The organism is Falsibacillus pallidus (assembly GCF_003350505.1).
Lineage (GTDB): Bacteria > Bacillota > Bacilli > Bacillales > DSM-25281 > Falsibacillus > Falsibacillus pallidus.
Window position 1 is genome coordinate 30,790 of the sequence record NZ_QQAY01000020.1, and the last position, 25,720, is coordinate 56,509.

The 25,720-nt window shown below is 41.9% G+C and carries 22 protein-coding genes, 1 rRNA gene and 2 riboswitches; all 23 genes read left to right on the forward strand.

Annotation, left to right across the window (positions count from 1 at the left end; all coding sequences use genetic code 11):
* Positions 1-16 precede the first annotated feature (16 nt).
* Positions 17-1,165, forward strand: coding sequence for a CpaE/TadZ family protein (locus DFR59_RS18155; protein WP_114747086.1), 1,149 nt, complete (start codon positions 17-19; stop codon positions 1,163-1,165).
* 27 nt (positions 1,166-1,192) lie between these two features.
* Positions 1,193-2,572: a TadA family conjugal transfer-associated ATPase gene (locus tag DFR59_RS18160; protein ID WP_114747087.1), complete on the forward strand. Its 1,380-nt coding sequence runs from the start codon at positions 1,193-1,195 to the stop codon at positions 2,570-2,572.
* A complete protein-coding gene (locus tag DFR59_RS18165) occupies positions 2,541-3,473 on the forward strand; it encodes a type II secretion system F family protein (RefSeq protein ID WP_114747088.1) in 933 nt (310 codons plus the stop codon). The genes DFR59_RS18160 and DFR59_RS18165 overlap by 32 nt, the downstream gene beginning before the upstream one ends.
* Before the next feature lie 3 nt (positions 3,474-3,476).
* On the forward strand, positions 3,477-4,418 hold the full coding sequence (locus tag DFR59_RS18170; protein WP_114747089.1) for a type II secretion system F family protein: 942 nt from the start codon (positions 3,477-3,479) through the stop codon (positions 4,416-4,418).
* Positions 4,419-4,434: 16 nt separating this feature from the next.
* Positions 4,435-4,653 (forward strand): hypothetical protein, encoded by a 219-nt coding sequence (locus DFR59_RS18175; RefSeq protein ID WP_114747090.1) that lies wholly within the window; start codon positions 4,435-4,437, stop codon positions 4,651-4,653.
* Between the two features lie 24 nt (positions 4,654-4,677).
* On the forward strand, positions 4,678-6,063 hold the full coding sequence (locus DFR59_RS18180; protein WP_158538436.1) for a VWA domain-containing protein: 1,386 nt from the start codon (positions 4,678-4,680) through the stop codon (positions 6,061-6,063).
* A 50-nt stretch (positions 6,064-6,113) separates the two neighbouring features.
* Entirely contained in the window at positions 6,114-7,385 is a 1,272-nt protein-coding gene (locus tag DFR59_RS18185) for a hypothetical protein (RefSeq protein WP_114747092.1), read from the forward strand.
* A gap of 16 nt (positions 7,386-7,401) precedes the next feature.
* A complete protein-coding gene (locus DFR59_RS18190; RefSeq protein WP_114747093.1) occupies positions 7,402-8,244 on the forward strand; it encodes a hypothetical protein in 843 nt (280 codons plus the stop codon).
* Positions 8,241-8,927, forward strand: a complete 687-nt coding sequence (locus DFR59_RS18195; RefSeq protein WP_114747094.1) for a hypothetical protein — start codon at positions 8,241-8,243, stop codon at positions 8,925-8,927. The genes DFR59_RS18190 and DFR59_RS18195 overlap by 4 nt, the downstream gene beginning before the upstream one ends.
* An 18-nt stretch (positions 8,928-8,945) precedes the next feature.
* Positions 8,946-9,356: a TadE family protein gene (locus DFR59_RS18200; RefSeq protein WP_245948530.1), complete on the forward strand. Its 411-nt coding sequence runs from the start codon at positions 8,946-8,948 to the stop codon at positions 9,354-9,356.
* Entirely contained in the window at positions 9,346-10,038 is a 693-nt protein-coding gene (locus tag DFR59_RS18205) for a Tad domain-containing protein (protein ID WP_114747095.1), read from the forward strand. The genes DFR59_RS18200 and DFR59_RS18205 overlap by 11 nt, the downstream gene beginning before the upstream one ends.
* Before the next feature lie 15 nt (positions 10,039-10,053).
* Positions 10,054-10,260 (forward strand): hypothetical protein, encoded by a 207-nt coding sequence (locus tag DFR59_RS18210; protein ID WP_114747096.1) that lies wholly within the window; start codon positions 10,054-10,056, stop codon positions 10,258-10,260.
* 140 nt (positions 10,261-10,400) lie between these two features.
* Complete coding sequence (locus DFR59_RS18215; RefSeq protein ID WP_114747097.1) at positions 10,401-11,225, forward strand: hypothetical protein; 825 nt, start codon at positions 10,401-10,403, stop codon at positions 11,223-11,225.
* A 129-nt stretch (positions 11,226-11,354) separates the two neighbouring features.
* Entirely contained in the window at positions 11,355-12,731 is a 1,377-nt protein-coding gene (locus DFR59_RS18220; RefSeq protein WP_114747098.1) for a vWA domain-containing protein, read from the forward strand.
* Between the two features lie 195 nt (positions 12,732-12,926).
* Positions 12,927-13,754, forward strand: a complete 828-nt coding sequence (gene nadE / locus DFR59_RS18225; protein ID WP_114747099.1) for an ammonia-dependent NAD(+) synthetase — start codon at positions 12,927-12,929, stop codon at positions 13,752-13,754.
* A gap of 329 nt (positions 13,755-14,083) precedes the next feature.
* Positions 14,084-15,037, forward strand: a complete 954-nt coding sequence (locus DFR59_RS18230; protein WP_114747100.1) for an AAA family ATPase — start codon at positions 14,084-14,086, stop codon at positions 15,035-15,037.
* A 2-nt stretch (positions 15,038-15,039) separates the two neighbouring features.
* Complete coding sequence (locus tag DFR59_RS18235; protein WP_114747101.1) at positions 15,040-16,260, forward strand: DUF58 domain-containing protein; 1,221 nt, start codon at positions 15,040-15,042, stop codon at positions 16,258-16,260.
* Positions 16,257-18,455, forward strand: coding sequence for a DUF4129 domain-containing transglutaminase family protein (locus DFR59_RS18240; RefSeq protein WP_114747102.1), 2,199 nt, complete (start codon positions 16,257-16,259; stop codon positions 18,453-18,455). Before DFR59_RS18235 ends, DFR59_RS18240 begins: the two co-directional genes overlap by 4 nt.
* 63 nt (positions 18,456-18,518) lie before the next feature.
* A riboswitch (purine riboswitch) is annotated at positions 18,519-18,620 on the forward strand.
* A gap of 160 nt (positions 18,621-18,780) precedes the next feature.
* Positions 18,781-20,334 (forward strand): glutamine-hydrolyzing GMP synthase, encoded by a 1,554-nt coding sequence (gene guaA, locus DFR59_RS18245; protein ID WP_114747103.1) that lies wholly within the window; start codon positions 18,781-18,783, stop codon positions 20,332-20,334.
* Positions 20,335-20,428: 94 nt separating this feature from the next.
* Positions 20,429-20,530, forward strand: a riboswitch (purine riboswitch).
* A gap of 185 nt (positions 20,531-20,715) precedes the next feature.
* Positions 20,716-22,053 (forward strand): NCS2 family permease, encoded by a 1,338-nt coding sequence (locus DFR59_RS18250; protein ID WP_114747104.1) that lies wholly within the window; start codon positions 20,716-20,718, stop codon positions 22,051-22,053.
* A 159-nt stretch (positions 22,054-22,212) separates the two neighbouring features.
* The gene (gene glcT, locus DFR59_RS18255) at positions 22,213-23,058 is read left to right on the forward strand and encodes a glucose PTS transporter transcription antiterminator GlcT (RefSeq protein ID WP_114747105.1); all 846 of its coding nucleotides are present in this window, start codon (positions 22,213-22,215) and stop codon (positions 23,056-23,058) included.
* A gap of 176 nt (positions 23,059-23,234) precedes the next feature.
* Positions 23,235-25,298, forward strand: a complete 2,064-nt coding sequence (ptsG, locus tag DFR59_RS18260; RefSeq protein ID WP_114747106.1) for a glucose-specific PTS transporter subunit IIBC — start codon at positions 23,235-23,237, stop codon at positions 25,296-25,298.
* A gap of 348 nt (positions 25,299-25,646) precedes the next feature.
* Positions 25,647-25,720 (forward strand): 16S ribosomal RNA (locus DFR59_RS18265); the annotation flags it as partial.

Here is a 25,720-nt window from a genome sequence, read left to right on the forward strand (position 1 = left end):
TTAACGGAGGGTCCATATGAGCAAGGAAAATCAACTATTCCTAGTAGGAGAAGATAATGAATTGAATCAAAGTCTGGTGGAAACTCTTAATCCTTCTTTTGAAGTCATCTATATCCCACACCATTCATGGGCCAATGAATTAAGAAAATATGAACCTATTATTGTCCTATTCTATCAGGGTGAAAATCAATCTCCGGTGGAATCAATCAAGGAACTGGGGCTGGATTTTCCAAATGCATCTTCCCTATATGTCCATTCAGAGGAGGACTTTGATCTGCTGCGGGAAGCAACCAGAGCGGGAGCCGAGGATTTCATTGTCTTCCCCGATGAGAGAGATGTTATTGAAGAACGAATCAATCAGCTGTTTCAGCAGCATCAAACAAGGTCGGAAGCAGCGGTTTCTTCTGGAACCTATAAACGGGGGAACGGAAAGATTTTCGCATTTTACAGCGGTAAGGGAGGAGCGGGAAAGACCTTGCTCAGTACAGCCTTTGCCCAGACATTGAAATTTGAATCTACCGCCCAAGTGATTCATATCGATTTCAACTTGCAATACGGCGGTTCAGAAACGTACTTGGGGATTGAAAGCAATCGTTCCTTGATCGACCTTCTTCCAGTCATTAATGAATTAAATGAACACCATATAAAGAATATTTCTGAGCATGAATCCCATTCCAAATTAGAGGTGCTGGTAAGTCCCCGGGATGCAGAAATGGCTGAAAAAATAGATGAAGATTTTGTTATACGGCTGTTAAGGGCGTGCAAGCGAAGCTATGACTTTATCATCATCGACTTGCCGTCCACTATCGATGTGAAGACATATACCGCCTTGGAGGAAGCTGACCATATCTATTACGTTATGACTCTTGATACCCCTGCCATAAGAGTTCTAAAGCATGTCGAAGATTTACTGAACAGGCTGGGAGTTCACACGCAAAATCGTATGGAGTTGGTCATTAACTTTACTGGAAGGGAAAACGAGCTTACCAAAAAAGACATTGAGAAATTTGTAGATATACCGATTTCAACAGAGATTAGACGGGATATTAAGGGCGTTCAGGCAGCCATCAATCAAGGTGAGCCGTTAAGGAAAGGTATTAAGGAAAAGAAGTTGACTGCACCTGCAAAGGATATTCAAAAATGGGTTACCGCTATGTTGAAATGAGTGATCTAAATAGAAAGGGGTGAGGAGATGTCACTCTTTCAGAGAAATCAGAAGCAGGAGAAAAAGAATATTCTTCTTGAAGAAAGAATCCCTTCATCAGCAAACCCATATATAGAGGAATTGATTGAGCATTATAAGACGAGGTTGTTGACTGAGACAAACTTAGAAGAGTTGACCAGTCTTCGCTCGGGAGAAAGAAGACTGTCAATCGAACGGCTCGTAAATCAGTTCATGGCAGAAGAAAAGGTCGTCATCCCAAGTCATGACAAAGAATCCATGCTTTCAAGATTAATAGATGAAAGCGTAGGCTTCGGTCCGTTGGAACCCTTGCTGCAGGACGACAGCATTACAGAAATATTGGTGAACGGCCCTTCAGAAGTGTTCATTGAGAAAAACGGGAAATTACAAAAATCTGCTGTTGCGTTTAAGAACGAGGAGCATGTAAGGCATATCATTGACCGTGTCGTAGCACCCCTTGGGAGAAGGATTGATGAAAGTTCGCCTATGGTTGATGCAAGGTTGCCCGATGGCAGCCGTGTAAATGCGGTCATCCCCCCCATTAGTTTAAATGGGACATTAATCTCGATCCGAAAGTTTAAAAAGACGCCATTTGAAATGGAAGACTTGATGGACTATGGAACATTTACAGGTGACATGGCCATATTCCTTGAAGCGATCGTCAAGTCAAAAATGAATATTTTAGTTTCTGGTGGGACGGGGAGCGGGAAAACAACCCTCCTCAATGCGATGGCTAAATCGATTCCGCTTAAAGAGCGCGTAATTACAATAGAAGATTCTGCTGAGTTGCGCCTTAACCGGGCCAGTGTCGTTGGAATGGAAGCAAGACCCGCCAATGTGGAAGGATCAGGTGAAGTAACCATCCGCAGTCTGGTAAAGAATGCACTTCGTATGCGTCCTGACAGAATCATTGTCGGGGAGGTCAGGGGATCCGAGGCCTTTGATATGCTTCAAGCAATGAATACCGGTCATGAAGGATCAATTACAACTGTCCATGCAAACTCACCGTCAGATGCCATCAGCCGGATTGAAGGGATGGTCGTCATGGCCGGGATGGATTTGCCGACTCATATTATACGTGAATACATTGTCGGCGCATTGGATTTCATCGTTCAAGCTGAACGTTTGTCCGATGGGAAAAGAAAAATCATGAACATATCTGAAGTGTACGTGAATGATGAAAATCAAATAAAAGTTCAAGATATTTTCGTCTTTGAAAGAACCGGCCTTGGAAAAAACGGCGAAGTCATAGGGGAGTTCAAGCCAACGGGAATCCGTCCAAGATGCTTGAATCGACTGAGAATTCATGGAGTCGACATCGATGATTCCTTGTTTCAGCCAAAGGAGGGGATGAACCATGCAGCTGTTGACCGTATCCATACTTTATAGTTTAGCCATCTTGTGTTTTCTATGGGGCTTATACTTCTTTCTTGGCTATCGCAGCCAAAAACGAGAATGGAAACAGAAGGTCAATGAATGGTACCCGGAGCAAAAGAGGAAAAGCTCAATCAGTGTCATAGGCGACAGATTTGATCAGTCGAAAATGGCGGAATCCCTGACAATGAAACTACAGAACTCAAATCTTCACCTTCTGCCATCAGAATACTTAGGGATTCATGTGCTGGGAGCACTAGTTTTATTTGTTCTTTTATTCAATATTTTCAAACTCCCAATAAAGCTGGTCATCCTGATTATTCCGGGGATTTTGATCGCCTCACACTTTCTATTATTCTACTTGCGAAAGAATAAATATGAAGAACGTTTCAACAATCAGCTTGCCGATATTTGCCGGCTGTTGGGCAACGGGGCGAGATCGGGACTCACGATTAATCAGGGAATCGAAATGGCTGCTAGGGAGGTGCCGTCACCAGCTGGTGACGAATTCCGTAGGATCGCCAACGAACTTAAACTTGGCGTCCCCCTCGAGACTGCACTTCGATCTATGCAAAAACGCAATCAATCAAGGGAGTTCCAACTCTTTATTGCGACGATTTTAATTCAAAAGAAAACGGGAGGCAACCTAGCTGCCACATTGGATTCCATGTCAAGCACACTGGAAGATCGCAAGATATTGAATCAAACGATTAAAACGATGACATCGGAACAACGTTATATTTCTATCATTGTTCCTGTTATGCCGATCTTTATCGTCCTGATGATGAATAACATCATCGATGGATTTACAGATTCATTGCGAACCGTTCCCGGAATGATCATACTTGGTCTTTTCTTATCAGGAATTGTCCTCTCATTCTTCCTTATTCGAAAAATTACAAACATAAAGGTGTAGATTATGGATGCCATCATTCTATTAACGATTCTTTTATTTTGGATTACCTTCGTCATCGCTATCAGTCATGTTTTCACCTATTTAAAGGAAAAGAGGATGCTGATTGACCATATTTCAGACGTAACCGATGTAGATGTATTTGAAAAGAAAAAAAGAAAGAAAAAGAGTGGAAGCCTTATTCAGAAGCTCACTAAATACGCAGATGAATTTGCGGATCTCGGTCAAAGAATTAACTTCTTCAGTGAAAATCAAGATGTAAAGGATTGGCTGCGAAAGTCCGGAAACAAGTATGAATTGTCTGTAGAACAATTCCAAGGATTGAAAATCGTATTATTATTAATCGGGTTTATTTCAGGTTTTTTGGCATTGGTCATTGGCCTTCCGTTATCTCAATATGCGCTTGTATTGAACCCGATAATCGGATTTTTCTTGCCGATCATTATTGTAAGGAATCAGGCCAAGAAGCGCCAGGATGCACTGAGACACGACTTGCCCGACTTTTTAGATACAATCAGCACCAGCCTTCAAGCAGGTGTCAGCTTAGATCAAGCATTAAGGGAGGTGATACGGTTCTTTGAGGGTCCTCTTAGGGAAGAATTCTCGAGATTCAACCAAGAAATCGATCTAGGAGTTCAAAGAGAAACCGCTTATCGCAATTTATTGGAGAGAAATGACAACCCTGAGTTTCAAAGCTTAATTAAATCCTTATTGCAAGGTTTGAAATTAGGAGTTCCGATTGCCACGACCTTTAAAGTTCAGGCTGAGGACATGAGGCAATTCCGAGAGGAGCAGGTGAAGGAGCTTGCAGCCAAAGCATCTCCTAAAGTAACACTTGTTACGACATTCGTCGTCGCACCGGTATCCATTCTCATGATCGCGGGATTAATGATCTTGAACATGATTTACGGGGAAAACAGCATTTTAAATCTATTTAAAAACTTATAAATGGAGGAAACAAAAAATGAATAAACTGACAGAACTTTATGTAAAAGCATCAATAAAGGTACAAGAAATGATCAGAAATGAAAAAGGCTCCCAAACATTGGAATGGATAGGGATCGCAGCGGTAGTTGTGATTGTAGTTGGAATCATTTCAACAGCTTTTTCAAATAATAATGAATTTGGAAACAAAGTTGTTGAAAAGTTTAATTCTCTAATCGGGCAGATTGGAGGCAACTAATTTCATTTATTCGGGGGAATGAAAGTGATAAACAGAATTGTGGTATTAATTATTGCCCTCTTTCTTCTCGGGGGCTGCAGCAATGAAGGATCAAAAAAAGTAGAAAATACAAAACAAGCAAGTGAATCAACACACCCATCGCAAGATCAAAACTCGAAAAATGTTTCCGTTAACACTAAAGACAAATTTGATGAATTTTTCTCCGGTATTCCAGAAGTTCCAAAAGATGAAAATGGATTTATTCATCAAAAAAATGGTGAATATGCTGGAGTTTGGGATGGATGGCGAGAAAAGCTGGCAGCTGATATAAAGGACTTGCCCCCACTGCCCGAAAAACCAACTGAAAAGCAGTATGACCAATATTTTAAGTATATTTATTCATTAGTGTCACAAGATTTTCCAGATCCTCAGGAAATGACAAAAAAACTTGAATTTTCAATGTATGGCAACCCCGATTTGCCAGATAACCGTTATCAATTTAAAGATCATTTTAATATTGAGATAATCTTGGATTCCAGCGGCAGCATGGCGAAAAAAATCAATGGTAAATCTCAGATGGAGCTAGCTAAAGACGCAATCCAACAATTTATTTCAAAAGCACCCGAAGATGCAAATATTTCTCTGCGTGTTTACGGACACAAGGGTACTGGGTCAGATGATGACAAACAAAAATCCTGTTCAAGCATCGAACAGGTATATGGGTTTAAGAAGTTTAACAAAGAGGAGTTTAGTAATGCATTAAACAAATTTAAACCCAGCGGATGGACCCCGATCGCGAGTGCCTTGGAAGAATCCAAGAAAGCATTTGAAGAATACGATTCTAAGGAATCTACAAATCTTATTTATTTAGTGAGCGACGGAATAGAAACTTGTGGCGGTGATCCGGTAAAAGTAGCGAAATCCTTTGGGGATTCTAATATTTCCCCTATTATCAATGTAATTGGTTTTAATGTTGATTCAAAAGCGCAAAAACAACTCCAAGATGTTGCCAGCAGTGCCAATGGATTTTATTCAACCGTTTCAAATGGAGATCAATTAACAAAAGAATTTAAGCGGGCACAGCAAGTAATGGATAAGTGGGAGGATTGGAAAAAAGGGGCTTTATCTGACGCAGAGGTAAAAAAAGTAGATGATTATTTTGAGATTTTAGCATTCTTGAATGATTGGGATCTAAAAGGGCTTACTCAAGGGAATAATTTAGATTCTGTGGCAACCTTCTTACTGAATCAAGGGAAATACAATTATAACCAAAAAGAAGAAATTGATAAGAGAATTCGCAATAATATAGAACTTGAAAGGGAAACATTTAAAGATCTTAAGGAAGAACTTAATAGTTTAAGTAAAGAGAACTACGAAAAAATCAAAAAAGAAATAAACGAAAAATACAATACAAATACGATTCCAAACTAAACTTCGATGAGTAAAGCATAAAACCTTATGAATAGAAAGGGAATGGAACGATGACTGAACGGCTGATAAAAAGGGTTTTTGTTATCCTGGCTCTACTCATCGTTCTTTTCCAATCATTTTCTTTGCCGATTTACGCGAGTGTTCATCCATGGAACGGAACTCCTTGGTCGGGCAATAGCTGGAGCGGCAGCCCTTGGGACGGTAATTCATGGGAAGGGAATTCATGGAACGGCAATACGTGGGAAGGAAATGATTGGGAAGGCAACGGGACAAAAGGAAACGGAACAGATGGACAAGGAACGAATGGTCAATCCTGGAATGGAAACGGATGGTCCTATGATCCTTGGGTAAAAAATGGATGGAACCCTAATGGGTTTCAAGGAAATGGTACGACAGGCTCTCCTTTTACTGGAAATGGAACAAACGGGCTTCCCTTCCAAGGGAATGGGACGAACGGAACTCCTTTTCAGGGAAATGGAACCACTGGTAATGAAACACAGATAAAGCCTGCTCCACCTATCCCTACAAAAGACGATCCGATATACTCTTCCTATGATTGGTTTAAATTTGGTGTCAATGATGTAGGGATGAGTACTATCCAGTTAATTGCACAAGAAGGTATAAAATTAAGCGATTTGGGTACATGGAACATAAAATCAAAAGCATTCTATGCAAATCTTTTACAGAATTCCTTTAAATTCAGTGGAAAAGATACAGACTGGCTCGAAGCAGCTGGGGATGGGCTGGATGTTGGGAAGAATTTTAAAGATTTCAAAAGTAACATTTCTAATATTCAGATGGTTTCTAATTACGCAAAAACTGGTATATCAGGTTTTATTTCTAACCCACAAGAAATGCTTAATGTAGTAAGAAGTGCAAAGTTTTCCGAGGTTGTATCATCCGGCCTGCAATTTGGTAAAAATTCAGTAAGTTCATTCAAAGCGATGGCTCCTCTTGGAAAATTGAACGTGGTTGGAGCGGCCGTCGGGGCAGGATTTTCTGCATGGGATACAGGTAAAAGCATAGCTGCTTTTTCTTCTGCGGATAATAAAGTAAAAGCAGGGGCAGACATTGCCCAAAATGCGGGCAGCTTTTTAATGAATGTAGGCACAGGAGTTGCCGCTTTTCCTGGTGGCCAAGTTGTAGGTGGAGCTTTATTGGGATTAGGGGCTGCAGCGTGGCTTGGAGGTGCAGCAGTCAAACATTGGGGTACCATTGTCAATACTGTGAAACACCCGATAAAGAGTGCTAAGAAATTTGGGAAATCTGTTGCAAACAAAGCAAAAAAAACCTGGTCCACGGTAAAAGGCTGGTTCTCATAAGTGGAGGTAATAGTATATGACTAATGAATCAATACATCAGTTAGCGGAAAAGCATAAGAAATTCATGGAACAAATATCCGTTTATCCATATGAGTATCATAAAAACAACAAAGTGTATCAAATGGCCCATTTCTATAAGCTAACTTCGAAGCTTTATTGGAACTTCCTCATGACCCCATATGATCTTTCCTTTGAGGAAGCTAAAGATGTGTTTTATAGCATTATTTTACTTGAGGAATACATGAAAAATAAAATTTCTAAAGCTAATGAATATGCATCTAGAGATTATTCCTCAGGCTATTTTGGCTACAGAAATGATATTAAAAGACTAATAGTAAATAATCCAGAATTCAGTCAAATTTCGAACGAAGTAAATTCTATAGTTGATTCTATAAATTATGTGGAAGATGCGCTGGGGAAAATAAGGGAGCTTTATAAGGAATATACAGGGATACTTAAAATGATAGAAAGCAAGGGATATTTTACGGACTTACAATTAAATCAACTAAGGCATATCTTTGGTGAATGTTTAGCTATTCAATTTGAGGAATTCTTGGTGCAAAAAAGACTCTTGGAACAGACTAGAGTTCTCTATCAATTCATGGGTAGCTACAATCTAAAGGGAGAACTAAAATCAATCTATAAAAAAACCAAACTAATGGTTGACGAAGATTCATTTAGAAAAGTTGATGGTTCATTACATCAGTTTGGAAAAATAGATGAACTAAAAGAGAAATCACATGATGAACTTATAAAGAATCAAATCGAACGTTATGAAAAAGGTATTGTTAAACCTTTAAATGAAGACTTCATCAAAAGAAGAGTCCGTAATCCTTCGGTTCAGGAGGCAAGAGGATGATCAACTCATTTAGGAATAGCTGGAGGATCTATACTGGAAAGTTTGAGGGAGTGGCACTGCTCTCCCTCACTATCCTCCTTCCTCTGCTATTAATAGATTGGTACTTGCTGAATATTGTATATGCATTTGTATTTAATGCTTTTACATCCGCATTAGCTGATTTTTACTATGTGTTCTTGACGTTCATTTTCTTTGTCGTCTCACAGATTCCGTTTATCCAATTTGTAAAATTGTATGAACAGGAAGGGGAAATCAGATACAAAAATATATTTTATGTGTTCATAACAAACGCTTTTTCTTTGTTTGTTTATGGTATTTGCCTATCTTTATTAACATCCATAGGGGTTATGCTCTTTATCATCCCTGGATTGGTCGTTCTTCTCTTTTTGTTTGCATCCCCCTATGAAGCCATATTGGAGAATCGCTCTGTATGGAAATCTACTAAAACATCAATTATCTTTGCGAAAAAGAAATTCTTTCCGCTATTATTTCTGATATTCTTTGTCAGCTTGGTGGAATTGATAATCGGCTGGATCAGCATGTACCTGATTTATTCCATTACTCCATCACTGTTAGCTCAAGTATTGTTTCAAATGCTGTTGAATTTATTGGTTTTTCCTTTTTTGGCAATCTGGGTGACGTATTTTTATATGGAGTGGAAAGAGAAATATCAGCTGGCCTAGTCAGGATGGTGAAAAAATGTGTGGAACTTGATAAATATGAAACTGAAAAATGAAGAAGGTTCGTCCACGATAGAGTTCCTCGGGATTCTTCCTTTTATTTTGATTGTCATCATGATCGCCTGGCAGCTGATTGTAACGGTCCAGGCAATCGTCGTCACGCAGTCTGCTGCGAATGAAGCGGCAAAGGTCTACTCTATAACGGACAATCCGGTGGAGGCTGAGCAGGCAGCCCGGAAGATTGTCAATACCGGGGGATCTTATTTGAAGTTTGAGAGTGCAACCGGATTGTTCGATAAAGATTTCACCACTACGGTCAACGTAAACATCGATTTGGTTTTTATTCCGAAAAGCATCTTTTCAAATCATCAGGCACCATCGATTTCCTACTCTTCTAAGGCAAGCGGCAAGGTGATTAAGAATGAAAGCTAGAATCAGTGCCTGCCTCAAGGAAGAACGGGGAAATGCAGCATTATTCATGATTGGGATGCTGGGTATCATGATGGTGCTATTCGTCTTTGTATTCAATCTGACGAAAGTGTTCGCTGTAAAGGAAGAAGCCCAGACTACGACCCAGCAAGCAAGTTTGGCAGCAACTGCAGTGCTGTACGGTGGCCTGGATGAAGCGATTAAAGATTACGAGACAACGTTGATTGGAACTGTTGATTCTCTTCCAGAATCGATCGAAATGAAAATCGATAAGAAAAAGGTCGAGCTGCAGTCAGATTCCAGCTACAGTGATTACTCAAACAATGAAATATCCCTGGAAGCGATGGATATTGTACTGACAGATGAATTGAGGCATGGAATCGGTAATAAAAAGCTGGACGAAGTATTGGAACAGCACATAAGAAATGAGATTCTGCCGGAAATGATGAAACAAGCTCGCCAAACAATCCTGGATAACCACGGAAAACTGACTGGTGCGCAGCTTGTCATTGAAAATGGTCAAGTATATGTCCGGGCTTCGAATAAAGTGAGTGGGACTTCCATCAAAGGATTTTTTCACAATTTAACAGGAGACCTCTTTCAAACCTCAGGAGGTCCAAAAGTGGACTTTATGGAAGAGCTCGATTATTTTCCACATGAAATTGTTCGATCACTAGACTATTAGCTGGGAGATGAAGGAATGTCTAAAAAAGAAAAGCGTTGGAGACGATTCTATCTGATTATGATGATATTCATCTATGCAATCTTCGTACCTGTTTCCATTTTAGAATGGCTTGGCGGCGACGGGAGTCTTCCTATAACGGCAGTCGTTGTCGGGGGAGCATTGCCTGCCATCAGAAAAAATCACCTTCAGCAAATTCAGGCAAAAGAAAACCCTGGAGCTTAAGATACAATGCCTGCCTTTCGAATTGGAAAGTGCAGGTTTTTTATTTAGTTCATAACGAATAAACAAAAATGGGCGAGCTAAGCAGGATAGTCTCGATTAATAGAAATGAGTCATCCACACAAAGAAAGGTGGAATTGCAATTGAGTACAGGAGTAATAGAAAAAGCAGCCACTGCCCCAAAAGGGATGCTTGAGATAAAAGAAAAATACACCTATTCAGTAGAATTTAATCATAAAGTCTACTTTTATTTCCTCTATAAAAATATTATTACACGAAAGGGAACAGGAGCATTTGTTATAGAAGAAAACGGCGAAATGCCGGATCGGCAGACAGCGATTGCGGTTGCATTCCGACCAGAAATAATCAACTCTATCATTAGATTTGCAAGGACGGGGTTAACGGAAAACATACAGCGCTCCCCTGGTTTTTTGATCAAAACTTCAGATGCAATCAAACCGGTGGTGGAGAGAAGCAGCGATCCGAAAGTGCAGGAAGCTTTCAAGAACTTTGAGCATATGAGTGTGTATCTAAATGACAATAAAGAAAGATTAATTGAGATTCACCAAACTATTAAGCTTGCGTATGATGAAGTTCTGCAGAAGAGTCTATTATCCAATGAGTTTTATGAGAGAATCCTTGAAGCCTATAACGAAACGCACCGAAGACTGTTCTTGGATGGTATGCTCCAGGACAAGAATCTCTCAACGATTCCCGTTCTGATCGATTTTTTGAAAGGACAGACCTTTAGGGAAAAAAGATGGGCCATCAAAAATTTAAAGCTTTTGATTGGAATAGAGAGAAAAAGAATTCTTAAAGATTCTATTAAGAATATGGTAGAACCTTCTATAGGCGATCCGAGGACCCTTCCAATAAATGAAGAAGGGGCAGAGATGTTTAAGCAAATGAAAGATAAAGAAACAGAAATGATATTACAGAAAAACTCCGTTCCGAACATTCGAAATTAAATCATAAACTGTCACCGTCACCGCGTAATAAACATTTTCCGACAAAATCCGGGGGGTGCCTGTCACTTTGGTGTCGGGTTCTCTTGTTACATATTTAAGACAACAAGATATTTGAGGGAGGAAGATCATTTGAAAAAGCTCCTATATTCAGCGGTTATTTTGCTCCTTATACTATTAACCGCTTGCCAAAATAATGAGAAGGCATCCTCTGAGAAAAAGGATCAGCCTGCTGCAGAAAAACAAGTAGAAGATACCAACGGAAAAGAGGCGGCTAAGGATGAATATGCCGAATTGAAAAAAGCGCCGGAACTGCCTCAAACGGTTAAAGAAATTTCCAGCTATCCTGCTGGTCCATTCGCCAATAAGAATTTCAAAGAAAATAAAGAAGAGATTACTGCAAGGCTTGATAAGCTTCCAAAATTAAAAGAGGATGCAGATCAAGAGGTGCTGGATGCCTACTGGCGGACATTGGTTTCTTTATTCTCCAAGGATTATAAGGATCCAGCATATCTATTCGAAGAAATGAAGGTCAAATCATTCGGAGACCCTGAAATCAAAGATCCACGCTATCAATTCAAAGACCATTTGAACGTGGAAATTATTCTGGATTCAAGTGGAAGTATGGCGGAAAAAATGGGTGGGAAATCGAGGATGGAACTCGCGAAGGAAGCCATTACCGAATTTGCGGCGTCCCTTCCAAAAAGCGCTAATGTGGCACTCCGGGTTTACGGATTTAAGGGAAGCGGTTCTGACAGCGATAAACAAATGTCCTGCAGCAGCAATGAGCTTATGTATTCGTTTGCTCCCTACGAAGAGGGCAAACTGAAGGATTCCTTGAACAAGTTCGAACCGAAAGGGTGGACTCCGGTGGCTGCTTCCCTTCAGAAAGCGAAAGAGGATTTATCTGCGTATCCGGAAGAAAACAATACCAATATCGTTTATCTCGTAAGCGACGGGATAGAAACATGTGATGGAGACCCTGTCGCAGCCGCAAAAGAATTAAAAGAATCCAATGTGTCTCCGATTGTCAATGTGATCGGCTTTGATGTGGATGCGGCGGGACAAAAACAGCTTCAAGAAGTCGCAGAAGCTGCGGATGGGCTTTATGCCAATGTAACTGACCAATCAGAGCTGCAGAATGAATTCAACAATGCGAAGGAAATCGCTGAGAAGTGGGATACATGGAAGATTAAATCTAATTCTGACGCCATTGGTACCGCTCTCTTTCGTGGTTATGACATAATAGCGCTGGATAATGATTGGTCGCAAAAAAGCTTTGATGAGGATACGAACATAATGGATACCCTGCTTTATTTGAGGGATGAAAAAGAAGTATTGACGGGTAAAAATTATAGGTACATTTCGAATAAAGAACACGAGCGGAGACGAATGATCATCCAGCTGAAGGACCAATTTGCAAAAGATCTTCATAACATCAACGACCTCACTTATGAAGAAATGAAAAAGCAGATTGAAGATAAGTATAAGCAGAATAGCGGGAATTGATTTTTCAATTGGGGCAGTAGCGGCACCAAAAAACATATTCCGACAAAAACCGGGGCGTGCCTGTCACTTTGGTGTCGCTCCGGTTTTTTTGGTGCTTGATCTGCCATAATAGTAATGGGTGGTTTTTGGTGGTATTCTAGTGGTATTAAATATGTATTGTGTGAATCAGATTCATATATAAGGAGTGGTGTTGAAATGGATGCTTTGCAGAGAGAAATCATTGAGGAATTGAAGGTTCAGCCAACGATCGATCCGAAGGAAGAAGTTCGCAAGAGTGTGGATTTCCTGAAAGCGTACTTGAAGAAGCACAGCTTTTTGAAAGGTTTTGTCCTGGGGATTTCAGGAGGACAGGATTCAACATTAACGGGTAAATTAGCTCAAATGGCCATCAATGAAATGAATGACGAAAGCGGCACGCAAGACTATCAATTCATTGCTATCCGCCTTCCTTACGGGGTTCAGAAAGATGAAGACGACTGCCAGGATGCCATCCGTTTTATTGAACCGACGAAAGTGATGACAGTCAATATTAAACCTGCAGTCGATGCGAGTGTTTCTTCTTTGAAAGAAGCAGGCATCGAGCTTTCCGACTTTGTTAAAGGGAATGAGAAAGCAAGAGAGCGCATGAAGGTTCACTACAGTGTAGCGGCCATGAATAATTGTGTCGTTCTTGGAACAGACCATTCTGCAGAAGCCGTCACTGGGTTCTATACGAAATATGGCGATGGCGGCGCTGACTTAGTGCCGATTTTCCGTCTCAATAAGAGGCAAGGGAAAATGCTCCTGAAGGAACTTGGATGTCCTGAGCATCTTTATATGAAAAAGCCGACGGCCGACCTTGAAGAAGATCGTCCTCAGCTGCCGGATGAAACGGCGCTTGGCGTCACATATGATCAAATCGATGATTTCCTTGAAGGGAAGGATGTAGGGGAAGAGGCGCGAAAAACCATTGAATCCCACTACCTCAAATCCGCCCATAAACGTCATTTGCCGATTACGATCTATGATGATTTTTGGAAATGAAATAAGGTTCATTTGATAAAATAAAGCCGAAAGCTGAGTGTGAGCTTTCGGCTTTTCACTTGTCCAGCTCCAGCGCCTAGAGGCTGGGAGGTTTCCTTCAGCACACTTACGATAAGTCATCATCGATTCGCTAAAGCTCATCGTGATTCCTTTATCTCGTGGTGCTTCAGTCCAACCTCGGCGCCTCTGAACAGGCGCTTCCGCTTTTCGTGTTGAAAATAATTGGAAATGGTTCGAATTTCATTATTTTAGAGGAAAAATGGCATTATTCAGAGAATAGTAAAATGGTTACACTTTTTTTGTCGGTAATCCAAAGGGGGAATAAAAAGATGATAGAAAGCTACCATCCAACATTAAAGAAAGTAATAGATAATATTGAAAGAGTCATGATCGGAAAAACAAAAGTGGCCGAGTTGAGCCTTGTTGCCATTCTTGCAGAAGGGCATGTCCTACTCGAAGATGTGCCGGGGGTAGGGAAGACCATGATGGTCCGCGCCCTTGCCAAATCGATCAATGCACAGTTCAAACGAATCCAATTCACCCCAGATCTGCTTCCTTCAGATGTCATCGGCGTCTCCATTTATAATCCAAAAGAAATGGAATTTCAATTCCGTCCAGGTCCCATCATGGGCAATATTATTTTAGCAGATGAAATCAATCGTACTTCACCTAAAACCCAGTCGGCCCTGCTTGAAGGGATGGAAGAAAAGAGCATCACGATGGACGGCGTCACACATAAATTAGATAGGCCGTTCTTTGTCATGGCAACACAGAACCCGATTGAGTACGAGGGCACTTATCCGCTTCCGGAAGCACAGCTTGACCGTTTCCTATTAAAATTAGAAATGGGCTATCCCGAATTGGATGAAGAAATGGAAGTGTTGAGCCGTGCGCAAAAGGTTCCGCCAATCGAAGATCTTGAGCCTGTCATTTCCATTAATGAACTGCGTGACCTTCAACAGGAAGTGAAGAACGTTTTCGTAGATGAAACGCTTAAACGATACATCGTTGAAATCGCCAGAAGGACGCGTACCCATTCAGATGTATACCTCGGTGCCAGCCCTCGTGGATCCATTGCACTGATGAAGGCAGCTCAGGCTTATGCCTACATCCATGACCGCGACTTCGTGATTCCGGACGATGTTCAATATCTCGCCCCATTTGTCTTCTCCCACCGCATCATCCTGAAAGCAGAAGCGAAGTATGAAGGCACCACTACAGAGGAAGTGGTCAAAATGGTGATGACGAGGATTCCGATTCCGGTGCAAAAGGCAGCTAGATAATAATGAAGAAGAATATATTATGGATTAAATCAATCACCAAGATTGTCCTCTTATTCTTATTTATCGCACTGGCTTTTTCTTATTCCATGTTTCAGGGCGGATTTGTCAGCTGGTTCCTTTTTTACAGCTTCATGCCTTTTGGTCTGTATTCTGTGCTTCTGGCATTTTATCCGCTTGGGGATTTTACTGTTCAGCGAACATTTAACCGGTCTGGGGATTTAAAAGACGGCGACTCTCTTGCAGTCACTGTGACCATAGAACGCAGCATCTCCATCCCTCTGTTTTTCCTCATTGTCGAGGATGTAGTCCCTGAGACGCTGGCTGGGATTCTGCCTGCTGCCAGGGGGAAAAGAGTTCTCTTCCCGGGCTTTAAACGGAAGATGAAGTATGAGTATGCGATAAAGCGTCTTCCGCGTGGTGAGCACATTTTTTCTGAATTCAAACTCAAAACCGGGGATGCGATCGGACTGATTGAAAAAGAGAGGCTCGTCTCTAAGCAATCGGATCTGCTTGTCTACCCGTCTTATACAGATTTGACGTATCGCACGCTTGAGAGCCGATATGATCAAGGGACGACTTCGTCGAAAGTGAAAATCCAAAAGGATACGACGATGGTCTCGGGCGTCAGAGAATATCTCCCTGGGGACCGTGTGTCGTGGGTGCATTGGAAAGCAACGGCAAAGACCAATACGATCATGACGAAGGAATTCGAAGAAAAGGAATCCCATGATGTACTCGTTGTCCTGGACCGTACGCCTTCTAGAAGCTTTGAGCTGATGGTCAAATTCACGGCATCTATTGTGAAGGCCATTTTGAAAAGAGGCGCACAGATGGGGATGATCTCCATCGGGGAAACCCCGGCTTCATTCCCAATCAGAGGAGGGGATTTCCAGCAGCAGCAGCTTTTCTACCACCTTGCCAAGGTAAAGCCTGACAGCGGCATTCCGATCGGTAAAATCCTTAAGGAGGAAGTCAATTATTTTCAACAGAGTGTTACGATGTTGATTATTTCGTCAGAGTTGACTCAGGAGCTTGTCCAAACAGCTGGCTATCATGCAAAGCGGAGGGGCGTCGTGGTCCTTTTTGTCATCAAGCCTGAAAAAGAGCCGTTAGGAAAAGAAGAAGCGGCTTTCCGCGAAATGGCTGCTGCAAGGGGAGTCCATGTCAAAGTGCTTCATGAACCTGAATTTACCTATGCTTTTACGGAGGTGAAGCGGGCATGAGCCAAGGTCTGAATGTAAAAGGCGTTTATGGGGCTGTATTATATTTTCTCGGCTTTCTTTTACTCTGGGAGTGGATCCGTCCGCTAGAGCAATTGACGATGACGGGTGAAATTCAGCGGTTTCTTGTTTTTATCATTTTATGTCTCGTCCTATCGTTTTTCTCTGTTCATTGGGCCATTTCTTCCATTATTAAAGTGGTCTACCTTTTATTTACGCTTCATCTCATCTTCTTTGAAGGGCCTTTAATGGAACTGCAATGGCTTAAGTATTTCTTTGGAGATCTATCGCATAATCTGAGCTTGATTGTTCACCAGGATTGGTATGGTCTCTCGGATTTGTTCAGAAGCCTTCTGTTTTTTGTATTGCTATGGCTGATGGCATACTTGATGCACTATTGGCTGATGGTCAGGAAAAAGATCTTCATTTTCTATTTTTTGACGATTATTTATATCACTATATTAGATACGTTTTCTCCATATAAAGCGGATCATGCAATTATCAGGATCATTGTCGTGGGCTTCATTTTGCTGGGGATCTTATTCTTTAACCGCTTGACGGAAAGGGAAGGGATCGAAGAGCAGGGTCTTCAGATGAGAAAATGGATATTGCCGCTTGCGATCATGGTCGGTGGAAGCGCTGTGGCTGCCTATGCTGCTCCGAAGGCCGATCCGATCTGGCCGGATCCTGTTCCTTATTTGAAATCCTATGCCGAAGGGGCTGGCACTGGTCCTGGTGGAGTGGCCAAAATCGGCTACGGTACGGATGATACGCAGCTTGGCGGACCGTTCAATGGCGATAATACAATCGTATTTACCGCTGAAGATACGACGAAGCATTATTGGAAGATCGAAACAAAGGATCAGTACACTGGAAAGGGCTGGGTGCTGTCGGATGCACCAAATGAAGAGAAAGTGATTGGACCCGGCGAGCAGGTTCCGGATGTCAATCCATCAGTTTCAGCTGACAGTCCTGATGAAACGGCAAAGCTCTCCTTTAATCTTCCGTATGAATTCATTGTCCAGCCTGCTGGCCTTCTTCAAATCAATGGGCAGCAGAACGATGAATATCATTTGAATACGGCTTCGGAAAAGTGGGTGCCGTATCGAAAAGGAAAGCCATATGAAATTGAAAAGTATACGCTTGATTACAAAGAGCCTTCTTACAGTATGAAGGCGATGAGAGGGACGACCGGTGAACATGTGGAAGCGGACATCCTCAAAAGATATACGCAGCTGCCGGATACAGTTCCGCTCAGGGTAAAAGAATTGGCGAAAAGCATCATAGAAGGAAAGGATAACTGGTTCGATCAAGCGAAAGCCATTGAAGGCTATTTTAAAAATCCTGGCTTTATCTATGATCAATCAGATGTGGCAGTCCCAGGCAAGAACCAGGATTATGTGGATCAATTTTTATTTGATACACAAAAAGGGTACTGTGATAACTTTTCTACCTCGATGATCGTGCTCCTGAGATCCGTTGGCATTCCTTCCCGCTGGGTAAAAGGATACAGCGACGGGCAATTCAAGTTTTCAAAAACGGGAAATTTCAAGGTGTATGAAGTAACCAATAATGATGCTCATTCCTGGGTCGAAGTTTATTTTCCAAACGTCGGCTGGGTTCCGTTCGAACCGACGAAAGGCTTCGACGGAAACATCAACTACAAGTATGATTTGAATGTGGATAAAAGCACCACGCCTCCACCAGTCAAAAAGCCGGAAACTCCGGAGAAGAAGCCTGCAAAAGATCTAGGGAAAGAAACGACCGTCAAAAACACAGATCGCTTTTCTTTCATTGATATGTGGAATGATATTGTTTCTTTCTGGAAGAACTCCTGGGGCTGGATCCTGCTTGGGGCAGTCATGCTTGGCATCATCAGCTGGATCTTCTACAAAGCAAGGGGAAGATGGATTCCTTATTTCCTTTTAATCAAATATAAGAGGAAGCATGGGGATGATACATTTGAAAAAGCCTATCTTTCCTTGTTGAAGCAGCTTGATCGGTCCGGTCTGAAGATGGATGACGGCCAGACGCTGAGAGGCTATGCCAAATATATCGATTCCTTTTTCTCCACAAGGGAAATGAGCCGATTGACTGCCATCTATGAACGTGTTCTCTATCGAAGAGAGAAGGATGCGGCGAATTGGGATGAAACGCGGAAATTGTGGGAAAATTTAATTAAAAAGACAACGGGTTGACCCTTATATTAATCAAGTATAAAATGAGAAAAAATAATATATTGTGCGGTGAGGGCATTTAAGAAGCCCTCTCATACAGTCCTTCGTATATCCTCGATAATATGGTTCGAAAGTTTCTACCAAATCACCGTAAATGATTTGACTATGAAGGCAGAAATTCTGATTTTTTTCTCATACCAAAAACTAGAATTCTGTCTTCTTATTTATTGTAGAGGCGGGAATTCTAGTTTTTATTTTTTTAAAAAGGATAAACTAAAGGAATGCGAAGGCTGTAGGCCGTTTCTTACTTCCATCATAATTCAAATAAAACTTGGGGTGACTAATCATGACAGGTAAAGCAGAACTACATAACCAGGAAATCATCGTAGTCCTGGATTTTGGAAGCCAGTATAACCAATTGATTACAAGACGCATTCGTGAATTTGGCGTTTACAGCGAACTTCATCCACATACCATTACAGTGGAAGAAATCAAAGAAATGAATCCAAAGGGAATCATTTTCTCCGGCGGGCCAAACAGCGTCTACGGCGACAACGCATTTTCTTGCGACGAACGGATTTTTGATCTTGGCGTGCCAGTCCTTGGCATCTGCTACGGAATGCAGCTGATGACGAAGCATTTCGGTGGAAAAGTAGAAAGAGCGAAACACCGTGAATACGGGAAAGCTACGATGAACATTCATAACCAATCAGCTCTTTTCAGCGACCTTCCGCAGGAGCAGGTTGTGTGGATGAGCCATGGCGACCTTGTTGTGGAAGCACCAGAAGGCTTCACAGTGGATGCAACCAACCCATCCTGTCCGATTGCTTCCATGAGCGATGAAGCAAGAAAGCTTTATGCCGTTCAATTCCATCCGGAAGTTCGCCATTCCCAATATGGGAACGATATTCTGAAGAATTTCGTCTTCGGCGCATGTGGATGCAATGATGAGTGGTCAATGGAAAACTTCATCGAGATCGAAATGGAAAAAATCCGCCAAACGGTCGGAGATAAAAAAGTTCTTTGTGCATTGAGCGGCGGGGTAGATTCCTCTGTTGTCGCAGTGCTGATCCATAAGGCAATCGGCGACCAATTGACATGTATCTTTGTCGACCACGGTTTGCTTCGCAAAGGGGAAGCGGACAGCGTCATGAAAACTTTCGCTGACGGCTTCAATATGAACGTCATCAAAGTGGATGCAAGGGACCGCTTCTTATCTAAATTAGAAGGCGTATCCGATCCGGAGCAGAAGCGAAAAATCATCGGAAACGAATTCATATATGTATTTGATGATGAAGCACATAAACTCCAAGGAATCGACTTCCTTGCTCAAGGGACTCTTTACACAGATATCATCGAGAGCGGTACGGCTACTGCACAGACAATCAAGTCCCACCATAACGTAGGCGGTCTGCCGGAAGATATGCAATTCACGTTGATTGAACCGTTGAATACTCTTTTCAAAGATGAAGTGCGCGCTCTTGGATCCGAATTGGGCATTCCGGATGAAATCGTTTGGAGACAGCCTTTCCCAGGTCCTGGACTTGGCATCCGTGTATTGGGGGCAATTTCTGAAGAAAAACTGGAAATCGTCCGCGAATCCGATGCGATTCTCCGCGAAGAAATCAAAAAAGCGGGACTTGACCGCGACATCTGGCAGTATTTCACTGTCCTTCCTGATATCCGAAGCGTCGGTGTCATGGGGGATGCTAGAACATATGACTACACAATCGGCATCCGTGCCGTTACATCCATTGATGGAATGACTTCCGACTGGGCAAGGATCCCTTGGGATGTGCTGGAGAAAATCTCTACACGCATTGTCAACGAGGTCGATCATATCAACCGTGTCGTCTACGATGTAACGAGCAAGCCGCCTGCAACAATCGAATGGGAATAATTGATAAACGAACATTCGTTTAAAATTATCAAAAAATGTTCGTGTTTAATATTGACGAACAGTACATTTGGCTGATAAAATAGCAACAGAACGCAATAATTAAATATGTTTACGTCGTATAATGTTGGGGATATGGCCCAAAAGTTTCTACCAAGCTACCGTAAATGGCTTGACTACGAGGTAATGCGGATATAGAAGATTGTCGCTTTATTAAAGCTTACAATTTCTTCTCCCTAACCTTTCAGTCAGAAAGCTCCAAGCGACGTCTCGTTTGGGGCTTTTCCTTTTGTCGGAAGTAATAAAACACAGGACTTAAGCCAACGATAAAAGAAACAGGCATGCAAGAAATACAGACGTAATAAAACGAAGGGAGAAGAAATAATGAAAAAGTATTTTCAGTTTGAAGAACTGGGTACGAATTACCGCCGTGAAATCCTTGGTGGATTGACTACCTTTTTATCCATGGCTTATATTTTGGCCGTCAACCCGCTGACACTTTCCTTGTCTTCGGTTAAAGATCTGCCGGATGCAATGCGTATGGACTACGGTGCGGTATTCGTTGCGACAGCACTTGCAGCAGCAATCGGGTCGATTATCATGGGGCTGCTTGCGAGGTACCCGATAGCCCTTGCGCCGGGTATGGGATTGAATGCTTTTTTTGCTTATACCGTTATGCTGACTTATCACATCCCTTGGCAAACTGCTTTATCAGGTGTTTTATGTTCAGGTATTATATTCATTCTTTTAACCTTATCAGGGGTACGTGAAAAAATTATCAATGCCATTCCGGCAGAATTGAAATTTGCTGTTGGAGCAGGGATCGGATTATTCATTACATTCATCGGTTTCCAAAATGCAGGAATCATCGTCAATAATGACGCAGTTCTTGTAGGAATCGGGGATTTAACTGCAGGACATACGCTGCTTGCCATCTTTGGATTGATCATCACGGTCATCCTTATGACAAGAGGCGTCAAAGGCGGAGTATTCTTCGGGATGGTCATCACAGCCATCGTTGGAATGTTCGCAGGTTTGATTGAAGTACCGCATCAAGTGGTTTCATCGGTTCCAAGCATCAAGCCGACATTCGGTGTTGCAATCGACAACTTCATCCATCATCCGGATAAAGTGTTCAACATCCAGATGATTGTCGTCATCTTGACTTTCTTATTCGTCGATTTCTTCGATACAGCAGGTACACTTGTTGCAGTATCCAACCAAGCAGGGTTAATGAAGGATAACGTCCTTCCACGTGCTGGCCGCGGGTTATTGGCAGATTCCACTGCCACTGTAGTAGGTGCCATCCTGGGTACATCTACGACTACTGCTTACATCGAATCATCAGCAGGTGTAGCAGCCGGAGCAAGAACAGGATTTGCTTCACTGGTAACTGCAGCATTGTTCATTTTATCTTTATTCTTCTTCCCGCTGTTGTCTGTCATCACAGCATCAGTTACTGCCCCGGCTTTAATTATTGTAGGGGTGCTCATGGTTTCTAGTCTTTCTGAAATAGACTGGAAACGATTTGAAGTTGCTGTTCCGGCATTCTTGACCATCATTGCAATGCCATTGACTTACTCAATCGCAACAGGGATTGCCTGTGGATTCATTTTCTATCCAATCACAATGATCGTAAAAGGAAGAGCGAAAGAAATTAACCCAATCATGTATTTCTTGTTTGTTATCTTTGTTCTTTACTTCATTTTCCTTGCACCTTAATGAAAACCGTTTAGCCTCGGGAATTTCCCGGGGTTTTTCTTTTTATTAAAACATTGCTGCTCATACTGAGAGCGATTTCAATTGATAATAAGTCAAAGGTCCGCTAAAATAGGAGGAAAGAGGGAAAAGTCGAATCATGTCGAAATAGGGAGAACAACTATGGCTGAATATATTGTCGCAAGAGTATTGAATAATAATGTGCTCATAGCACAGTTTGCCGAGGAAAAGGATGAGGTTGTCCTAATCGGCAAAGGGATTGGGTTCAATCGAAAAAAAGGAGATTCCATTGATGAATCTTCGGTCGAAAAAACCTTTGTCCTGAAGGGTGAAAAAGAAAAAGAACAATATAAAAAGCTACTCCCATTCATTGACGAAGACATGCTTGGCATCATCATTTCCTCTATTGAATTGATCAGGGAAAGAACAAACACTTTCCTCAATGAACATATCCACGTGGCTTTGACGGACCATATCATGTTTGCCATTACCAGGCTTATGAGAGGGATGTCCATCAGAAATCCATTCCTTATCGAAACAAGGGCCTTATATCCATTTGAATATGAGGTGGCGCGGGAAGTGGTTGAGCTGATCAATGAAACAGCCAATGTGAATCTTCCGGAAGGGGAGATCGGTTTCATCGCCCTTCATATCCACAGTGCCATGGTCAACAAAGATTTATCCGAGATCAATCAGCACTCACAGCTGATCGGAAGCTTGATTCAAACTATCGAAGAACAATTCAAGATCGAATTGAATAAGGAAAGCGTCGACTACATGAGGCTTGTCCGACATCTTCGCTATACAATCGAGCGCGTATTGACCGGGGAAATAGTGGAAGAACCAAAAAAAATAGCTTCCTTATTGAAAGAAGAGTACCCTTTGTGCTACAATCTCTCATGGAAGCTGGTCAAAATGATGCAGCAAACGTTAAAAAAACCTGTATATGATGCTGAGGCGGTATATCTGACCATGCATCTTCAGAGGATACAGGACAAAATCAAATAGCTATTTTTCTTACGTGTTACTGATACGATCAGGCATGAGTGAGGAAGATAAATGAAATGTTGAAATAGGGGTACTCTATCCCTATAAGCATTTTAGTATCTTCTTTCCTCATGCCTTTTTTGCGTTTGCAGCTCTATTTTGATGAAGCAATATAAAAATTTCAGGAGGTAAACCACATGTTTAAAAAAGCTTTTGGCGTTCTGCAAAAAGTCGGTAAAGGATTGATGCTCCCGGTAGCAATCTTGCCTGCAGCAGGTATCCTGCTTGCACTTGGTAATGCACTGCAAAACCCGACATTGACTGAAATGGCGCCTTTCCTTAACAATCATGTAGTTGTCATGATTGCATCAGTTATGGAAGATGCCGGCGGTATCATATTTGGAAACTTAGCACTTCTATTCGCTGTAGGGGTAGCCATTGGGCTGGCTGGCGGAGAAGGGGTTGCTGGTTTAGCGGCCATCGTTGGATTCTTAATCATGAACGTGACGATGGGCACAGCATTGGGGATCGATGCTACTGACCTTAAAGGCCATCCGGAATATGCAAGCGTTTTAGGGATTCCTACCCTTCAAACAGGAGTATTCGGCGGGATTATCCTGGGGATTATCGCGGCGTATATGTACAACAAATTCTTTGAAATTGAACTTCCGTCTTATTTAGGATTCTTTGCAGGAAAGCGCTTCGTTCCGATTGCAACTGCAGCAAGTGCGGTTATCCTCGGATTGATCATGATCGTTATCTGGCCTCCAATCCAAACAGGCTTGAATAACTTCTCTGAAAACATGCTGAATTCCAACTTGACACTGGCTGCATTTATCTTTGGTGTGGTAGAACGTGCCTTGATTCCGTTCGGTCTTCATCATATCTTCTATGCACCATTCTGGTTTGAGTTTGGTTCTTACAAAACAGCTGCAGGAAACATCGTACACGGTGACCAGGCGATCTTCATGGCGCAGGTTAAAGACGGCGTGAAAAACTTGACTGCAGGTACATTCATGACAGGTAAATTCCCGTTCATGATGTTCGGTCTTCCAGCTGCAGCACTTGCTATCTATCACGAAGCACGTCCAGAACGCAAAAAGTTCGTAGCAGGTATCATGGGATCTGCAGCATTGACTGCATTCCTAACAGGTATCACTGAACCAATTGAATTCTCATTCTTATTCGTAGCACCAGTATTGTTTGGTATCCATACAATCTTTGCAGGTTTATCATTCATGGTCATGCATCTATTGGATGTTAAGATCGGGATGACTTTCTCAGGCGGTCTGATCGACTTCATTCTATTTGGAGTACTTAATCCACAGACACATTGGTGGTTGGTAATCCCAGTAGGTTTAGTATTCTCTGTCATCTACTATTTCGGATTCCGTTTTGCGATCCGCAAATTCAACTTGAAAACACCAGGACGTGAAGATGAAGTGGACGAAGATGAAGGTACTGCAGGTCCAACCAGCGACCTTCCATATGAAATCCTTGAAGCATTCGGCGGAAAAGAAAACATCAGCCATTTGGATGCGTGTATCACACGTCTGCGCATTTCTGTAAACGATATTAAAAATGTAGATAAAAACCGCCTGAAGAAATTGGGCGCTGCGGGTGTACTGGAAGTAGGAAACAACGTACAGGCAATCTTTGGACCAAAATCCGATACAATCAAATCCCAAATGAAGGATATTATTGATGGAAAACGTCCAAGACCGGTTAAAACAAACCCGGAAGAAGAAGTACAGCAGCAAATTGAAGAAGTAAATCCAGCAGCATTGCAATCAGAAGTAGATCCTTCAAGCGAAAAAATCATTTCTCCTATTAAAGGTGAATTGAAGCCGATCACAGAAGTTCCTGACCAAGTATTCTCAGGCAAAATGATGGGCGACGGTTTTGCGATCGTTCCATCCGAAGGTACCATTGTATCTCCGGTCAATGGTAAGATCGTAAACCTATTCCCGACGAAGCATGCGATCGGAATCGAATCCGAAGCAGGCCGTGAAATCTTGATCCATGTCGGAATCGATACAGTGAAACTTCAAGGTGAAGGTTTTGAAACATTAGTTTCAGAAGGGGATATTGTAGAAGCAGGGCAGCCTCTTCTTAAAGTAGATCTGGACTTCATCAAATCGAACGCTCCTTCCATTATTACTCCTATCGTCTTTACGAATCTAAAAGAAGGCGAACAGGTTGTCATCAATAAAGAAGGAAACGTAGACTTAAAACAAAAAGACATCATTGATATTAAATAATCTGTGTGTCAAAACACCCATCCCTTATTGAAAAGGGATGGGTGTTTTTTACTAATTTAAACTTATTATAAATAATGTCGAAAAATATATTGACGAGGAGGTGGGAGGGTGATAATATTATAAACATCGTCACAACAGACGAGCCAAGCAAAGACAAGTTGAACGAAAAAAACTTTCGAAAAAAGTTATTGACTTTAACTCGCTAGCATGGTAAATTAATAAAGTCGCTTCTGAGAGACGAGGCGAAATTGATCTTTGAAAACTGAACAAAACAAAACGTCAACGTTAATCTATTTTTTAAAAATCGAGCTAATCAAGCTTGAAACTTTGTGGCTTTGAGCCAACAATTTTTCGGAGAGTTTGATCCTGGCTCAGGACGAACGCTGGCGGCGTGCCTAATACATGCAAGTCGAGCGGATTGA

Coding starts and splice junctions, on each gene's coding strand:
- DFR59_RS18195 (WP_114747094.1), top strand. CDS start 8,241: ATGATCAACTCATTTAGGAATAGCTGGAGGATCTATACTGGAAAGTTT.
- DFR59_RS18170 (WP_114747089.1), top strand. CDS start 3,477: ATGGATGCCATCATTCTATTAACGATTCTTTTATTTTGGATTACCTTC.
- DFR59_RS18205 (WP_114747095.1), top strand. CDS start 9,346: ATGAAAGCTAGAATCAGTGCCTGCCTCAAGGAAGAACGGGGAAATGCA.
- DFR59_RS18250 (WP_114747104.1), top strand. CDS start 20,716: ATGAAAAAGTATTTTCAGTTTGAAGAACTGGGTACGAATTACCGCCGT.
- DFR59_RS18175 (WP_114747090.1), top strand. CDS start 4,435: ATGAATAAACTGACAGAACTTTATGTAAAAGCATCAATAAAGGTACAA.
- DFR59_RS18185 (WP_114747092.1), top strand. CDS start 6,114: ATGACTGAACGGCTGATAAAAAGGGTTTTTGTTATCCTGGCTCTACTC.
- glcT (WP_114747105.1), top strand. CDS start 22,213: ATGGCTGAATATATTGTCGCAAGAGTATTGAATAATAATGTGCTCATA.
- DFR59_RS18190 (WP_114747093.1), top strand. CDS start 7,402: ATGACTAATGAATCAATACATCAGTTAGCGGAAAAGCATAAGAAATTC.
- DFR59_RS18160 (WP_114747087.1), top strand. CDS start 1,193: ATGTCACTCTTTCAGAGAAATCAGAAGCAGGAGAAAAAGAATATTCTT.
- nadE (WP_114747099.1), top strand. CDS start 12,927: ATGGATGCTTTGCAGAGAGAAATCATTGAGGAATTGAAGGTTCAGCCA.
- DFR59_RS18155 (WP_114747086.1), top strand. CDS start 17: ATGAGCAAGGAAAATCAACTATTCCTAGTAGGAGAAGATAATGAATTG.
- DFR59_RS18210 (WP_114747096.1), top strand. CDS start 10,054: ATGTCTAAAAAAGAAAAGCGTTGGAGACGATTCTATCTGATTATGATG.
- DFR59_RS18240 (WP_114747102.1), top strand. CDS start 16,257: ATGAGCCAAGGTCTGAATGTAAAAGGCGTTTATGGGGCTGTATTATAT.
- guaA (WP_114747103.1), top strand. CDS start 18,781: ATGACAGGTAAAGCAGAACTACATAACCAGGAAATCATCGTAGTCCTG.
- DFR59_RS18230 (WP_114747100.1), top strand. CDS start 14,084: ATGATAGAAAGCTACCATCCAACATTAAAGAAAGTAATAGATAATATT.
- DFR59_RS18235 (WP_114747101.1), top strand. CDS start 15,040: ATGAAGAAGAATATATTATGGATTAAATCAATCACCAAGATTGTCCTC.
- DFR59_RS18165 (WP_114747088.1), top strand. CDS start 2,541: ATGCAGCTGTTGACCGTATCCATACTTTATAGTTTAGCCATCTTGTGT.
- ptsG (WP_114747106.1), top strand. CDS start 23,235: ATGTTTAAAAAAGCTTTTGGCGTTCTGCAAAAAGTCGGTAAAGGATTG.